Source organism: Roseitranquillus sediminis (assembly GCF_016918935.1).
Taxonomy (GTDB): domain Bacteria; phylum Pseudomonadota; class Alphaproteobacteria; order Rhodobacterales; family Rhodobacteraceae; genus Roseitranquillus; species Roseitranquillus sediminis.
This window is the reverse complement of the sequence record NZ_JAFFOB010000014.1, coordinates 238,964-254,235: the sequence shown is the minus strand read 5'-3', so window position 1 is coordinate 254,235 and position 15,272 is coordinate 238,964. Positions and strand designations below refer to the sequence as shown.

At 66.5% G+C, this 15,272-nt stretch carries 12 protein-coding genes and 1 pseudogene; 3 read left to right on the top strand and 10 right to left on the bottom strand.

From position 1 onward, the window contains the following. Positions 1–219: 219 nt before the first annotated feature. The 6 genes from JM664_RS08045 to JM664_RS08020 are packed head-to-tail and all read right to left on the bottom strand — an operon-like array spanning position 220 to position 7,305. Positions 220–1,326, bottom strand: coding sequence for an alpha/beta hydrolase (locus JM664_RS08045; protein ID WP_227419405.1), 1,107 nt, complete (start codon positions 1,324–1,326; stop codon positions 220–222). Continuing rightward, positions 1,323–2,288, bottom strand: coding sequence for a TAXI family TRAP transporter solute-binding subunit (locus JM664_RS08040; RefSeq protein WP_227419404.1), 966 nt, complete (start codon positions 2,286–2,288; stop codon positions 1,323–1,325). Before JM664_RS08040 ends, JM664_RS08045 begins: the two co-directional genes overlap by 4 nt. A gap of 30 nt (positions 2,289–2,318) precedes the next feature. Further along, the gene (locus tag JM664_RS08035; protein WP_227419403.1) at positions 2,319–4,253 is read right to left on the bottom strand and encodes a TRAP transporter permease; all 1,935 of its coding nucleotides are present in this window, start codon (positions 4,251–4,253) and stop codon (positions 2,319–2,321) included. Between the two features lie 12 nt (positions 4,254–4,265). Beyond that, positions 4,266–5,486, bottom strand: a complete 1,221-nt coding sequence (locus tag JM664_RS08030; RefSeq protein WP_227419402.1) for an FAD-dependent oxidoreductase — start codon at positions 5,484–5,486, stop codon at positions 4,266–4,268. A 48-nt stretch (positions 5,487–5,534) separates the two neighbouring features. Further along, positions 5,535–6,719 carry an amidohydrolase family protein gene (locus JM664_RS08025; protein WP_227419401.1) on the bottom strand — a complete coding sequence of 395 codons (1,185 nt, stop codon included), beginning with the start codon at positions 6,717–6,719 and terminating at the stop codon, positions 5,535–5,537. 10 nt (positions 6,720–6,729) lie between these two features. After that, complete coding sequence (locus tag JM664_RS08020) at positions 6,730–7,305, bottom strand: amino acid synthesis family protein (protein ID WP_227419400.1); 576 nt, start codon at positions 7,303–7,305, stop codon at positions 6,730–6,732. Positions 7,306–7,397: 92 nt separating this feature from the next. Here JM664_RS08020 and JM664_RS08015 point away from each other — a divergent pair, with 92 nt between their 5' ends. From JM664_RS08015 to carB, 3 genes are all read left to right on the top strand, one after another. After that, the gene (locus JM664_RS08015; RefSeq protein ID WP_227419399.1) at positions 7,398–8,054 is read left to right on the top strand and encodes a DUF4286 family protein; all 657 of its coding nucleotides are present in this window, start codon (positions 7,398–7,400) and stop codon (positions 8,052–8,054) included. A gap of 11 nt (positions 8,055–8,065) precedes the next feature. After that, positions 8,066–8,764, top strand: coding sequence for a GntR family transcriptional regulator (locus JM664_RS08010; protein WP_227419398.1), 699 nt, complete (start codon positions 8,066–8,068; stop codon positions 8,762–8,764). A 295-nt stretch (positions 8,765–9,059) separates the two neighbouring features. Next, entirely contained in the window at positions 9,060–12,392 is a 3,333-nt protein-coding gene (carB, locus tag JM664_RS08005) for a carbamoyl-phosphate synthase large subunit (protein WP_227419397.1), read from the top strand. Between the two features lie 171 nt (positions 12,393–12,563). Here the strand turns inward: carB and JM664_RS08000 are convergent. The 4 genes and pseudogenes from JM664_RS08000 to JM664_RS07985 form a co-directional block, all read right to left on the bottom strand. Beyond that, a pseudogene (locus JM664_RS08000) lies at positions 12,564–13,400 on the bottom strand (NAD(P)-dependent oxidoreductase). Between the two features lie 89 nt (positions 13,401–13,489). Further along, a complete protein-coding gene (locus tag JM664_RS07995; protein ID WP_227419396.1) occupies positions 13,490–13,825 on the bottom strand; it encodes a tRNA-binding protein in 336 nt (111 codons plus the stop codon). Beyond that, entirely contained in the window at positions 13,822–14,634 is an 813-nt protein-coding gene (gene proC, locus JM664_RS07990) for a pyrroline-5-carboxylate reductase (protein WP_227419395.1), read from the bottom strand. Before proC ends, JM664_RS07995 begins: the two co-directional genes overlap by 4 nt. A gap of 28 nt (positions 14,635–14,662) precedes the next feature. Then, complete coding sequence (locus JM664_RS07985; RefSeq protein ID WP_227419394.1) at positions 14,663–15,166, bottom strand: type III secretion system chaperone family protein; 504 nt, start codon at positions 15,164–15,166, stop codon at positions 14,663–14,665. Between the last annotated feature and the right edge of the window lie 106 nt (positions 15,167–15,272).

Here is a 15,272-nt window from a genome sequence, read left to right as displayed (position 1 = left end):
AAGATGCGCTCGCCTCGCGAGTTCATCGCAGCTCAAACCGCAACCGCCTGAGTGTCCGGCGAAACGGGGGCAAGATCACTGAAGCATTTTACCGGCCACAATCTCGCGGTGCCGGACAAGTCCTCGTCGGGACTACTGAAGCATGGGTCGCAAAGCGGCGAACATTCAAAGTCATTCGGCAGAGGGCAGTGGCGGTGGCGGCCGCCACTGCTTCAAAAGTTAGAGCCCTTGAGTCTCAAGCCAGCCTGCAACAACTTCGATCAACTCGGAGCGGTTCGTATCGAAGCCGTGCGCAGCCGGGCTGAGGCCGTCTGCGTTCTCGATCGGAATGTAGTCGATGCTCGGTACAAGGCTGCCCTCGGAGCGCGCTTCCGAGAGCAGCATGAAGGGCTCGAAGTCCCGCACGATGGCGTCCCCTTGATCCCGTACGAGCAGGACGGGAACTGGCACACGCTTGATCCAGTAAGTGCCCACGGCGCTGCTTGTCGGACCCCAGCGATAGGTCAGGAAGTGTTGAGCCGTCAGCGGCACCTGCTGACCAGTGATCCAGCCCATACGGACGGGCAGGGTCTCGTCGACCCGGCCGGACCGGAGCGCGTCGAAAGCGGCATCGGCAAGGTCTGCAAAGTTCTGCTCGTCCTGCACGAGGATGTGGCGCGACTTCCACGGCAGATCGGCAAACGGACCTGTCAGGACGACGCCGTCGATCGCGTCGTCCCAGTGCGTCGCTGCGAAGAACTGCACCTGGATGTTCCCGAGGCTCTGGCCATGCAGTACGATGCTCTCGTACCCCATGTCACGCGCGACGTGGAACGCCGCCTCGATATCATTCTCGATATCGAAGAAGTTATCGGTGTTCACCGCCTCGCCGGACTGGCGTGTGTTGATGGCCAGGACCGGCCAGCCCCGTTCCGCCAGGCCGGGCGCCAAAAAGACGATGGGATTGCCGGCGTAGCTGTTGCCGCTGCCGTGAACGCTGAGCACGAGCGTGGCGTCGGGCGCGGGACCGCGCGGCGGCTCCCAGAGCACGGCTTCAACGGTGCTGCCGTCCAGCGTCCCGATCTCGAAGAAGGTCGGAACTGCCGCCGTTTCCGCTCCGAAGCTGTCTTCCAAAGCCGCCGGCCGCTCGGTTTCGCGGTAAGTGATCGCCGCCGCGGTGGTCGTTTCGGCTGCGGCCTGCGTGCTGTCGGCTGCGTTTTGGGCCATGGCCTGACCTGCCACGAGCGGCGCAGCGATGAGCAGCGCGCAAGCAGCCGTCGCCTTACAGAGTTTGATCTTGAAACGTCGCATGGGCTTCTCCTCGCCTGACTTCGCCACCACGATCACTCGGCCAGCCCGATCTCGCGGTAATAGCGCAGCGCCCCTTCGTGGTACGGCACGGGGGACTCGGTCTTCATCTGCTCGGGATTGAAGCGGTTGAACGCGCCGAGCGCCGCGGCGAGCTCCGGTTTGCTCTCGTGCAGCGTCTTCGTGATCTCGTAGACCGCTTCCGCTGGCATGTCGGCACCAGTCACCAGCACGAACTGCATCTGCATCAGGTTCGTCGGGTCCTCAACAATGCCGTTGTCGGCCTCGCTCGGGCGCATCGTGACGGGTTCGGCAGTCGGCATCACCGAATTCATCCGCTCCGCCACGTTGCCGGAGTGGTCGAGCGACAGGAAGCGAATGCCGCTGGGGATGCTTGCATTGGCACGCTGTGCGGCAGCCACCCCGACGGTGGAGTAGGCGGCGTCCACGCGTCCATCGATCAGCATGTCGACGCCGGCCACGTATTCCGGCACCGGCACGCGCGTTACGTCATCCCAGGTAAGTCCTGAGGCCGCGAGCGCGGCGCCGGAGAGATAGTGGAAGGTGCGCCCGGCGGTGAACTCGGCCGCCACGCGGCGCCCGGCCAGGTCCGCCACGTCCTCGATGTCGCTGTCGGCGCGGACCATGAAGCCGTTGATCGCCGGGAAGAGCGAGCCCACCAAGCGGAGGTTCTCGTTCGGATTGTCTTCGAACATGCCGCCGCCGCCATGGGCGAAGGCTGCCTCGGCGCTGTTGGTGAGGCCGAACTCGAGCTCGCCGCGGGCGACCATCGGCAGATAGGTCGAAGAGCCGCCGAATGGCGCAACCCGGTACTGCTCGCCCGTCTTCTCGTTCATCACGCTCGCGATGGCGGTGCCGGTCGTGTAGAACAGCGAACCCTGCGGGTTTGTCCCGATGCTAGTGGTCTGAGCCGTGGCGGGCGCACCGAGTGCTGCGCCGAAGATGAGGCCGGTGATCAGGCCAAGATACCTTTTTGTCATTGTCATTCCCTCCTTGTCGATCTGCTTTCTTCAAGTTGTTCCGGCCGCCGTGGACCGCTGCCAATGATGACAGGCCGCAAGCAGGCAGCCGCCAGCCAGCACTCCACAGAGGTCCACCAGCGATCCGAACGGTGTGATGTCCGCGGGAAACAGCGTGGCGAGGCCTGCGACGGCGAAGGCTGCCCTGAGGAGCGCTCCTAGCCGGATGCGGTAGAATCCGACGACGCCGGCCGTGATCAAGAAGACGCCGAACGTGGCCGTCACGATCGAGATCAGGATCGGCCCTGGGTCGCCGACCAAGAGCAGCGTGGGCGAGAAGACGAACAGGATCGGCACGATGTAGGCCACCCAGCCAAGTCGCACCGCCGCGAAGCCGGTCTTCATCGGGCTGGCGCCGGTGAGGGTCGCGGCCGCGAAGCAGGCCAGCGCGATTGGTGGTGTAATCATCGACATCATGCCGAAGTAGAGCACGAACATGTGCGCCGCGATCGGCTCGACCCCCGTTTCGACGATGGCGGGCGCCACCAGAGTCGCCAGGAGCACGTAGACTCCCGCGGTCGGCATGCCCATTCCGAGTACGATGCAGGTCAGGCCACCGATCGCTAGCAGCGCGACGAGGTTGCCGCCGCCGAACTGCACGAGCGCAAGGGTCACCGCGAAGCCTCCGCCGGTGGAGTTCAGCACGCCGATCACCAGCCCCGCCGCCGCGACAATGGTAATGAGTTCGACCGTGTTCAGGCCCGCGCGCGAAAATGACAGGACGGCATCGGGCAGCTTGGCCTTCTGGCCCCGGTACGGGCGCACGAGACCGATGGCGAGCATGGTGGCCGCTGCGTAGAGCGCGGCGCGCTCGGCGCTCATGTTGAACTGGAACAGGAACACCAGGAGCAGCACGAAGGGCAGGAAGAAGTGCCAGCCATCGCGGAGCACCGGCCCGAGCCGCGGGAGGTCCGCCGCGACCACTTCCACGTCATCCCGGACTGCCATCAGGTGCACCTGAACGAAGATCGCGATGTAGTAGAGCAAGGCCGGGATGAGGGCCGCGAGGACGATCTGCCGATAGTCGATGTTGAGGAACTCGGCCATCAGGAACGCAGCCGCGCCCATGATCGGCGGCATGAACTGGCCGCCGGTGGAGGCGACGGCCTCGATCGCGCCGGCGTCGGTCGCGCGGTAGCCGGCCCGGCGCATGAGCGGGATCGTCACGAGGCCCGTCGTCGCGACGTTCGAGACCGCGCTGCCCGAGATAGAGCCGAAGAAGGCGGACGAGAGCACCGCAATCTTAGCGGCGCCGCCCTTCAGCCGCCCCACCATGGCCATCGCCAGGTCTGTGAAGAATTGCCCGCCGCCGGTGCAGAACAGCACCTCCCCGAAGAGGATGAAGATGACGACTATCGTGCTTGCCACCGAGAGCGGCATTCCGAGCGCCGCGCTTGGATCGAAGGCGAGGTAGACCAGGAGGAAGTCGAGGCTCAGCCGCCGCCCGGTCAGCGGCGCCGGGACGAGGTGCGCGAGCAGCCCGTAGAGGACGAAGCCCACCACGATGAGGAAGAGCATCCAGCCCGTGCGCCGGCGGAGCGCCTCCAGGACGCCTAGGACGACCACAAGGCTCAGCAGGATCATGAGCGGCGGGCGTGACGCCGTGGCGACCAGGAACGCCTGATAGCGGAAAGCGACACAGACCATGACAGTCAGGAAGATCGCCGCGAAAGCGAAGTCGATGAGCGGAGGATCGCCGCGGCGCTCTCCTCGCCAGGACGTGCCGAGGAACACCACGGCGACCGCCAGCCCAAGGATCAGCGCGAGGAGCTGTTCGCGGTAGAAGGCGAGGCCTAGGTAGCTGGGGACCGCCAGCACCCAGCAAGCGGCCAGCACCACGATCAATCCGGCCATGACACGGTTCAGGAGGGATGCCCAGCCGCGCTGCGGCTGCTCGTCCCGCGGCGTCGCGACCTCGTCACTCACCTGAGCGGCCCCTCATGGCGCACCGAGCGCGGCGGCGCGACGCTCCGCATCGAGCATCGACGCGCGCATCAGGAACGCCTTCGCGCGTTCGGGATCGCCGGCCGTCTCCCGAAGGTCGCGGAAGTTCGCCTGGCGCGTCGCCTCGTCCCGCGCCTCGAGGCGCTTCTTGTTCTGGATTGTCTGCGCCTGAACGAATTCGGTCGTGACCGTACGCCGCTGCAGGTCGTAGAGGTCCAGCAAGGCGTCGGTAGCGCGACCTTGCCAGACCTCCGCCAACTTGCCGGCAAGGTTCACCGCATCCTGAATGCCGCCGTTCAAGCCCATGCCACCGATCGGGTTGTTAACATGCGCTGCGTCGCCGGCCAGTAGCACGCGCTTCTTGCGGAACGTCTTCGCCACGCGCTGATGCACGCGGTAGAGGTTGCGGTGCACCACCTCGTAGTCGCCGTCCTTCGGGAAGAACTTCTGCAGGCGCGCCTGCACCGCGGCATCGCTCAGGAGGTCGTCTTCCTGCTGTTGGGGATCGGTGGGGTAGACGGTGCGCCACAGGCCCGGCGGGCCGTCGGCCGCCACCTTGAAGCAATTGCACCACTCCTGCGGGTCGGCGAAATAGCTGCGATAGCTGTACCCGCGCCAAGACTGGAAGTCGAAAGGCGTGGTGAGCACGAGGAACTGCTCAAGGAAAGTAAAGCCTTCGAACTCGATTCCAGCGGATTTACGCACGAGGCTCCGGCCGCCGTCGGCTCCGACGAGGTACGGAGTCGTCCGCGTGAAGCTCCGCTCACCGTTGCGTACCGTAACGGTGACGCCATCCTCGCCCTCTGCGATTCCGGTGACCTCGTGGCCGAACAGCACTTCGGCGTTCGGCTCCCGCTGAAGATGGCTGAGTGCGATGCGTGCCGTCTTGAACTGCTCGCACTGCACCACGTACGGGAAGCGGGTCTCTTCGGAGAGCAAGGCGTGATCGAACTCCGCGATCAGCTCGCCCGACGTCCTGTCCCAGAACTGGAAGACCGGAGCGACCAGGCCGGCAGCGCGCACCTCTTCCTCAAGCCCCAACTCGTCGAGGAGTTCGAGTGTCGCCGGGTGCGTGGTGGCGGCTCGCGGATCGTCCAGCAGGTCCTCGTTTCGCTCCAGCACCGTCACCGGCACATCCTGTCGAGCCAGCCCGAGCGCGCAGATGAGGCCCACGGGCCCTCCGCCGCTGATGATGACCCGATCCTTCTCCGTCACCGATGTCAGCTCCCTCTGCTCTTTGTCCTGGTTCTCTGGCTCTGCATGTCAGGCGAACTCCCTGGGCAGCGTGCACTGCGCGACCCGCACCGGACGGGTAGTGGGCGGCGTGTTCCGCGACCGTCCGACGAATCGCGGCACACCGTCGCTGATGACCGCGCCGACGGCCACCGGGTCACCGTTGGCCAAGGCACCAAGCGCCGTCTTTCTCGCTCCGCCCAGCGGCGCGTCGATGACGACGAGATCGCCGTCGCGGCCCGGCGCCAGAAGGCCCGAGTTGCGCCCGTAGACAGCGGCGTTGTTCCCGGTGGCCGCGCCCATGACCATCTCTGGCGGCAGGTCGAGGAGGCTTGCCAGGTGAGTGATCGTGTAGATCATGCCGAGCGGCATGATGCCGCTTCCGGTCGGAGTATCCGTCGCTATCAGAACCCGATGGAACTGCTCTCGCTCGATCGCTAGGCGCGCGCAGAGCATGGCCGTGCGGAGGTTGCCGGCGGTGCAGATCTGCAAGGCGACCTTGCTCTCCGCGATCACCCTCTCGAAGTGCTCGTCAGCCATCGCGACCGGGCCGCCGTTCACGTGGAAGGAAACGTCCGGGTCGATGGCGAGGACATGATCGCCGGTGATCGGGGATGATCCCGGTATGGACGCACCGCCAGTATGCAATGTGGTCACCATGCCATGCCGCCGCGCCATGGCCACGAGAGGTGCATATTCTTCGGGATCGGCGAATGCGCCGAAGCCCGCCTTGGCGAGCCACACCCCCTCGGCAGCCAGGTCCTTGAAATCCTGCTCTGCGAGGCCCGGCTCGAGGATGACGGAGCCGGCCCAGACACGCATGCCGCCAGGTCGGTACTCCGCGAAGCAGCGCTGCGCCGCGATCGCCAGAGCCTTGACTCCGGCCGGGTCTCTGGGACGTCCCGGGACGTGCACCTCGGAGGCGGTGATAGCGGTGGTGACGCCGCCGTGGAGGTAGCTCTCGAGGAAACCTACCGTCTTCTGTCTCGGCGTGTAGTCGCCGAAGGTGATGTGGACGTGGCTGTCGATCAGCCCCGGAACAGCCGTCGCGCCGCCGGCGTCGATCACCACGTCGCAGCCGGCGACGGCTTCCGGGGACGCGGTTCCGACGCTTTTGATGATGCCGTCTGCGACGACCACCGTGTCTCCAGGCACGATTGGGTCGCGCCAGTCGCCGCTGACGATGGTCCCGATGTTAACGACAGCGGTTCGCATCTCTTGCTTCCTAAACCAGCCCGTCCTCGCCGGTGATTTCGTCCGCAGCGAGGCCGCCGACGCGCGCATTCAGCCGGCCCCGGTTCGCATAGACGCAGATTAACGCCATCTCGTCGGGCAGCGGCGCGTCCGAGAGCATGATCGACATGCCGTCGTAGTGCGACCGCACGTACAATGCATCCTTGTGCGCCAGCGGGACCTCGATGACGGAGCCGGGAGCCGCCCGCTTGGTGAAGGACGAGATCCACGCCTTGCCGCCACCAGCAGCCTCCCGCATCTCGTTGCCGTAGACGGTTGTCAGCATAGCGACGACATGCTCCTGCTCGCCCGCGGTGCCGACGACGCCGCCTTTGCCGTAGCTGACGGCGCGATACGGCTTCATCGCCTCCTGCGCGAGAGCGGAGATTTCACGACCGATGGCGACGCTGGCTTCCGTCAACTCGCCTAGATCATCAGCGTAGGGCTGCCCCGCCAGAGGGTTCTTGATCACCGCCACAACGGCGACCTTTCGAAGCGGCTCATCGGCCGGCTGACCGGCCTCGCTCCGGATCTCCTCCACCTGGGTGAACAGCTTGCGGATTTGCATGTGCGGGCTCTCGATCTGATTCCTTGACGATGTCGTTCGTTTGTATGACAAGAATACAGCCTGTCAAACATCTTCCTTCTTCCGGAGTGACCATGAAGCAGAAAGCCGTCTTGTTTTCGGAGATGACGCCTGAGCCCGAGTGGGAGGACGAGTTCAACGCGTGGTACGACGAAGAGCACGTCCCGCTTCGCATGAAGGTTCCAGGCTTTGCGGGCGCACAACGATACCGGCGGAACGAGCGGGACTATTGCGTAGTCTACGATCTCGACGAGACTGCGGTGCTGCAGACCGCCGCCTATCGAGAGGTCAAGGATGAGCCTAGCGAGCGGACGGCGTGGATGCTCCGGTCCGTGTCCAACTTTACTCGCTACATCGGTCGCCCGGTCGGCGCCCGGTACCGCGCCGGGTTCGACGGCGCGGTCACCGCTCCCGTCCTCTATCCGGTCTTCTTCGACGTGCCGGAGGACCGCGTTGAGGAGTTCGATCACTGGTACGAAGAGGACCACGTCCCGACCCTTATGGAATGCGAGGAGTGGCTGGCCTGCCGCCGCTTCGCTCTCGAAGTTGCCGATCCCGGACAATTCAACCGGCTGGCGCTGCACTACCTCGCCTCGCCACTTGCCCTCGAGTCAAACGCACGCGCCAAGGCGCGGGCGTCTGAATGGCGCGCTCGTCTTGCCCAGGAACCCTGGTTCAAGGGCAGTTACATGGTGTTCGAGCGGCACGGGCCGCGGTCTGTAGCGCAGTAGCAGGTGGAGACGTGAGCGGAGATCAAGGATCGGCAGAACCCGTCTCCCTCGCTGCGCTCGGCACGGTCCAGGCGCCGGTCCTGGTTCGCGAGCAGGCGTTTGAACGCGTTCGGGACGCGATCATCACCGGACAACTTCCGCCGGGGCAAAGGCTGATCGAACGCGAGCTTTGTGCGGCAATGGGCATCAGCCGGACCTCGGTGCGCGAGGTCTTGCGTCGCCTCGAAGCGGAAAAACTTGTTGCCGTGGAGCCTCGGAAGGGGCCTACGGTAGCGCGCCTGACGCGCGAGCAAGCTCAAGAGATCTATGACATACGCGCCCATCTTGAGGGCCTTATGTTGCGGCGCTTTGTCGAGAGGGCGACGGATGCCGATATCGACGAACTTCGAGCGATTGGCGCTCGTTTCGCTGAAGCGGCGCAGGTCGGCGACATACCACGTGCCGTCGGAATAATGACGGACTTTTATGGCTTGGTGTCGGCGGTTGTTCGCGCCGAGGTTGTGCAGGAAGTGCTGGCTCAACTCACCGCCCGTGTCAGCTATCTTCGTGCCACGTCAATGTCTGAGCCAGGTCGGATCGAGAAGTCTGTCTCGGAGATCAGCGGCATCATCAAAGCGGTGAAGCGTAGAGATGCCGAAGCTGCCGAACAGGCTGCCGTCTCGCACGTTAGATCAGCTGCTAGCACCGCACTGGCACGTCTGGCGCCCTGATGGCGTCGGCAAGGCACATCATTCGTCAACTCCGCAGTCCAGCGAACAGAGGCAGACGGACGCGAGGTTCGGCCGGTAGATGGACGACCACTGCAGGAGATCGGAAGAGGTGGAGAAGGTTCGACGTCAGGCCCATCCCCTCCGCCACAATGCCATCATACGATCGCGAACGGCGCCACGGCTGGTCAGCCGTTTGTGGTGCGGTTGGGCGAGCCCCGCCGGTGACGGCGCAGGCTTGCACCCTCCGACGCAGCACCTATAACCCGCGGCGATTTCCGACCATGAGGGGGCCCACGTGCCGAAGCGAACCGACATCCAGTCGATCCTGATCATCGGCGCGGGGCCAATCGTCATCGGGCAGGCTTGCGAGTTCGACTACTCCGGTGCGCAGGCGTGCAAGGCGCTCCGAGAAGAGGGCTACCGGGTGATCCTGGTGAACTCGAACCCCGCCACCATCATGACCGACCCGAACATGGCCGACGCGACCTACATCGAGCCGATTACGCCCGAGATCGTGGCAAGGATCATAGCCGAGGAGAAGCCCGACGCGCTGCTGCCGACCATGGGCGGGCAGACCGGGCTGAACACGGCGCTCGCGCTCGAGGAGATGGGCGTTCTGACCGAGCATGGCGTCGAGATGATTGGCGCCCGCCGCGAGGCGATCGAGATGGCCGAGGACCGCGGCCTCTTCCGCGAGGCGATGGAGCGGATCGGGCTCGAAAATCCTCGCGCCACGATCGTGACTGCCCCGATGAAGGAGAACGGCCGGCGCGACCTGGCTATCGGCGTCGCCCGCGCGATGGACGCTCTGGAGCATGTCGGCCTGCCGGCGATCATCCGACCCGCCTACACGCTGGGCGGCACCGGCGGCGGGGTCGCCTACAATCGCGACGACTACGAGACGATGTGCCGCGCCGGCATGGATGCCTCGCCCGCCGGGCAGATCCTCATCGACGAGAGCCTGCTGGGCTGGAAAGAGTACGAGATGGAGGTGGTCCGAGACAAGGCGGACAACGCCATCATCGTCTGCTCCATCGAGAACGTGGACCCGATGGGCGTGCACACCGGCGACAGTGTCACCGTGGCCCCTGCCCTGACGCTGACCGACAAGGAATACCAGCGGATGCGCTCCGCCTCGATCGCTGTGCTGCGTGAGATCGGCGTCGAGACCGGCGGCTCCAACGTGCAGTGGGCGGTCAATCCGGCCGACGGGCGCATGGTGGTTATCGAGATGAACCCTAGGGTCTCTCGCTCCTCGGCGCTGGCGTCCAAGGCCACCGGCTTCCCCATCGCCAAGATCGCGGCGAAGCTGGCCGTCGGGTACACGCTCGACGAGCTCGACAACGACATCACCAAGGTGACGCCGGCCAGCTTTGAGCCGACCATCGACTACGTCGTCACCAAGATCCCGCGCTTCGCCTTCGAGAAGTTCCCCGGCGCCAAGCCGGAGCTGACCACGGCGATGAAGTCCGTGGGCGAGGCAATGGCGATTGGCCGCACGATTCACGAGAGCCTGCAGAAGGCGCTCGCGTCGATGGAGACCGGCCTCACCGGCTTCGACGAGATCGCGATCCCGGGCGCGCCGGACCGCGCCGCCATTGTCGCCGCCCTAGCGGCGCGCACGCCCGACCGGCTGCGCCTCATCGCCGAGGCAATGCGCTATGGCCTGAATGACGACGAGATCCAGGCGGCGACGCAGTACGACCCCTGGTTCATCGAGCGCATCCGCGAGATCGTCGACGCCGAGGAGACAGTTCGCAGCCGCGGCCTGCCGGACGACCCCGACGAGCTGCGCCGCCTCAAGATCATGGGCTTCACCGACGCCCGCCTCGCCACCTTGACGGAGCGGACCGAGGCCGAGGTGCGCCGCGCCCGGACGGGCCACGGCGTCACCGCCGTCTTCAAGCGAATCGACACCTGCGCAGCCGAGTTCGAGGCGCAGACCCCCTACATGTACTCGACCTATGAGCACCCGGTCATGGGCGAGGTCGAGGATGAGGCGCGCCCGAGCGACCGCCGCAAGATCGTGATCCTCGGCGGCGGCCCCAACCGCATCGGCCAGGGCATCGAGTTCGACTATTGCTGCTGCCACGCCTGCTTCGCCCTCGGCGACGCCGGCTTCGAGACGATCATGGTCAACTGCAACCCCGAGACCGTCTCCACCGACTACGACACCTCCGACCGCCTCTACTTCGAGCCGCTGACGCTTGAGCACGTGCTCGAGATCCTGCGAGTCGAGCAGTCGAACGGCACGCTCGTAGGCGTCATCGTCCAATTCGGCGGCCAGACCCCGCTCAAGCTCGCGCGCGCGCTGGAGGCCGAGGGCATCCCGATCCTCGGCACCAGCCCCGACGCGATCGACCTGGCCGAGGACCGCGAACGTTTCCAGCGCCTGCTGAACGAGCTCGGTCTGCGGCAGCCGAAGAACGGCATCGCCCGCTCCGAGGAGGCGGCGATGCAGATCGCGGCGGAGGTGGGCTTTCCGCTGGTGATCCGGCCGTCCTACGTGCTGGGCGGCCGCGCGATGGAGATCGTGCGCGACCGCGACCACCTCGCCCGCTACATCCGCGACGCAGTCGTGGTATCGGGCGCGACACCGGTGCTGCTCGACAGCTACCTCGCCGGCGCGGTGGAGGTCGATGTGGACGCGCTCTCCGACGGGCGCGAGGTGCACGTGGCCGGCATCATGCAGCACATCGAGGAGGCAGGAGTCCACTCGGGTGACAGCGCCTGCACGCTTCCGCCGCACACGCTCTCGCGCGACATCGTGGCCGAGCTCGAGCGGCAGACGCGGGAGATGGCACTCGCGCTGAGGGTCATGGGCTTGATGAACGTCCAGTTCGCGATCAAGGACGGCGAGATCTTCGTTCTCGAGGTCAATCCCCGCGCCAGCCGGACCGTCCCATTCGTCGCCAAGGCCACCGACAGCGCCATCGCCTCGATCGCCGCGCGCCTCATGGCAGGCGAGCCGCTCGACGCCTTTCCGCGCCGGGAAAAATGGCCCGAGGATGCCGCGCTCCAGCCGACGATCCCGCTGCCCGACCCGTTGACGCTGGCCGACCCGAACACGCCCTGGTTCTCGGTCAAGGAGGCGGTGCTACCGTTCGCCCGCTTCCCCGGCGTGGACACGCTGCTCGGGCCGGAGATGCGCTCCACCGGCGAAGTCATGGGCTGGGACCGCTCCTTCCCGCGCGCCTTCCTCAAGGCGCAACTCGGCGCAGGGATCCGCCTGCCGGAGAAGGGAGTTGTGTTCCTGTCCATCCGTGACGAGGACAAGGGCGAGCAACTTGTCGAGATCGCCCGCATGCTCACCGAACTCGGTTTCGACATCGTCGCCACGCGCGGCACGGCATCCTTCCTCGCGGCGCACGAGGTGCCGGCCAAGATCGTCAACAAGGTTCACGAAGGACGGCCGCATATCGTCGACCGGCTGCGCGACGGCGGAATCAGCCTCGTGATGAACACGACCGCAGGGACGCAGGCGGTCGAGGACAGCCGCTCGATGCGCAGCGTCGCCCTGATGGACCGCGTGCCCTACTACACGACCCTCGCCGGGAGCCATGCCGCCGCCCAGGCCATGCGCGCGGCGCGGGAGGGGGCGCTTGGCGTCCGCGCACTCCAGACCTGAGTGCGCGCGGTGACTTCACGGCTGTTAAGCGGCTGACAAGAACATTGAGCTAACTCATGCACAGCCCGCTCGTCGGGTGTGTGTGTGAGTGACGAGTACCGGCGCCTGGCGCCGTTGGGGTTACGGGGTCCGCTATCCTGCCGGGGCGGCGGACCCTTTTCCCTTGCGGGTTCAGACGGGGTTCGGCAGATCGCGTCCTTCGGCGCAGGCCAGGATGTTCGCCACCACCATCCGGCCCATCGCGAACCGCACCTCGAACGCGGCAGTCCTGAGATGGGGCAGCAGGTTGACGTTCTCCATCTCCAGCAGCGCCGGACTTACCTCCGGCTCATGCTCGTAGACGTCGAGGCACGCGCCGGCAACGCCGCCACGCCGCAGCGTCGCGACCAAGGCGGCCTCGTCCACGATGTCGCCGCGCGCGATGTTCACCAGCAAGGCCTGCCGCTTCATCGCCTTCAGCGCCTCGGCGTCGATCAGGTGCCGCGTCTCGCGAGTCGCGGGGACGGCAGCACGACGATGTCGGCAGTGCCCAGCAACTCGGGCAGGCCCACCTGTCGTGCCGGCACACCCACATCCTCCACGATGGAGCGGTTGTGGAAAACGCTGCTCATCCCGATGGCCGCGGCGCGGCGGGCGATCGCCTTGCAGATCCGGCCATCCCGACCATGCCCAGCGTCTTGCCGTCCACGTGAAAGCCCAGCAGCTGATTCGGCTCCCACCCTTTCCATCGGCCGGCACGAAGCAGCCGCTCGCCCTCGCCCGCGCGGCGGCTGGTCATCAGGATCAGCGTCGTCGCGATGGTTGCGTCCGTCACCGCGCCCGGCGTGTTGGTGACGGCGACGCCCGCCCGTCGTGCCGACTCGACGTCGATGTGGTTGTATCCGACGCCGAAGCCAGCAGCCTCGCCCGCACGTCTCCGCCGAAGGCCTCGGCGGCAAAGCTGTCGCCCAGCGTCGGCAGGAACACGTCGTGTTCCGCGACCGCCGCGACCGTCTCGTCGAAGGTCATCGGCCGCGGCTCGTCGCGCTGCACGACGTCGTATGTGGCGAGCGGATCAAGCACGCCTTGCGGCAGCCGGCGCGTGACGAGGATCCGTATCAGAACATCCTTCCGCCCAGCGGCACGTCCCTGTCCGGCGACAGCAGGACGACCTCGCCCGCCTCGTCCGGCACGCCGAGGACAAGCACCTCGGACCACATCGGGCCGATCTGCACCGGCGGGAAGTTGACGACGCCGACGACCTGCCGCCCGACCAGATCCTCAGGAGCATAGTGGCGGGTCAGCTGGGCCGACGACTTCCTCTCCCCCAGCTCCTCGCCGAAGTCGACCCAGAGGCGGATCGCCGGTTTGCGCGCCTGCGGGAACGGCTCGGCGCGGACGATGCGACCCACACGGATGTCGACCCTCTCGAAGTCCGCGTATGTAATCGTCATTGACCCAGTTCGCGCGAACGGCGCGCTGCCGCGGCGACTGCCCGGCGCAGGAGCGGGCCGAAGCCCGAGCTATCGTCCATCAGCACCTCAAGCGCCGCTGCGGTCGTCCCACCGGGACTGGTGACCGCGCGGCGGAGCTCCGCCGGCTCCTCGCCGCTCTCGACCGCGAGCGCGCCCGCGCCCGCGACCGTCGCCCGCGCCAGACGCAACGCCATGTCCGCCGGCAGGCCCTGCGCCTCGCCCGCCGCGGCCATCGTCTCGATCAGGTGAAACACGTAAGCCGGGCCGGACCCGGAGACCGCCGTCACGGCGTCCATCTGCCTCTCGTCGTCAAGGCGCACCGTCTCGCCGACCGCCGCCATCAGCCGCTCCGCCACGGCAACGCCCGCCTCGCCCGCCGCACCGTTCGCTACAAGCGCGGAGATGCCGCGCCCGATGGCGGCTGGCGTGTTGGGCATGATTCGTACCACCGGGGTACCGGCACCCAGTTCCGACTCGAAACGCTGAAGCGGCACGCCGGCCGCGACGGAGAGGACGAGTGTCCGTCCGCCGCCCAGCGGCTTCAACGACGGCAGGGCGTGCTCCATCATCTGCGGCTTGACGGCGACCACGGCGGCGGCGGGGTCCGAAGGCAGCTCGGCATTCAGCCGCACACCGAGGTCGGCCACCTGCCGGGGCGGGTTCGGATCCAGCACCGTCACCGACCCGGCAGGCAATCCGCCGGCGATCCAACCGGACAGCATCGCGCCGCCCATGCGTCCACAGCCCAGCAGGACCAGCCCCCGCCGTCCGATGTCCTCGAAGTCCATGAGCCCTCCGTCCGATGGAGGGCCGAGCCTAGGCGCGACCGAAAGCCTCGGCAATGGCGACCTGCATTGCGTCGGCCGGCTCTCGATCCGCCCAAGCGGTCAGCTGGAACGCCGGGTAGTACCGCTCCGCAGCGGCGACGGCCGATACGATCAGCCGGTCGATCTGCTCTGGCGTCGCGACCTGCCCGCCGGACAGGACGAGCCCGTAGCGCCAGACCATCAGGTTCTGCTGCCGCCAGAAGGTGAAAGCGCCGGTCCAGCAGGTGTCGTTGACCAGGTTCAGAAGCTCGTGGAGCTGGGCCAGCCGTCCCTCCGGTGGCTCCATCTCGAAGGTCGAGACAAGCCTCAGCGTCTCGTCGTACGCGGACCAAGCCAGGGTAATGGAGTAAGTGCGCCACTGCCCCTCGACCACCATGGCGATCTGGTCGTCGTCGATGCGGTCGAAGTCCCAGTCATGATGCTCGGCAAGGTGCTCGACGATGTCGATCGGGTCGACGTCTGCGGTTGCGGGAATCTGCTCTGACAGGGACATGGCGGCCTCTATGGTTGTGGCCGTTCTGTGGCGCCAGGCGCCACAACGGCTTGGTGCCTGCTCAAGGTGCGGCACGCACGCGGTGCCGCCCTTACAAGATATGGTG

Coding starts and splice junctions, on each gene's coding strand:
- JM664_RS08040 (WP_227419404.1), bottom strand. CDS start 2,288: ATGACAAAAAGGTATCTTGGCCTGATCACCGGCCTCATCTTCGGCGCA.
- JM664_RS08025 (WP_227419401.1), bottom strand. CDS start 6,719: ATGCGAACCGCTGTCGTTAACATCGGGACCATCGTCAGCGGCGACTGG.
- JM664_RS08020 (WP_227419400.1), bottom strand. CDS start 7,305: ATGCAAATCCGCAAGCTGTTCACCCAGGTGGAGGAGATCCGGAGCGAG.
- JM664_RS08015 (WP_227419399.1), top strand. CDS start 7,398: ATGAAGCAGAAAGCCGTCTTGTTTTCGGAGATGACGCCTGAGCCCGAG.
- JM664_RS07995 (WP_227419396.1), bottom strand. CDS start 13,825: ATGACGATTACATACGCGGACTTCGAGAGGGTCGACATCCGTGTGGGT.
- proC (WP_227419395.1), bottom strand. CDS start 14,634: ATGGACTTCGAGGACATCGGACGGCGGGGGCTGGTCCTGCTGGGCTGT.
- JM664_RS07985 (WP_227419394.1), bottom strand. CDS start 15,166: ATGTCCCTGTCAGAGCAGATTCCCGCAACCGCAGACGTCGACCCGATC.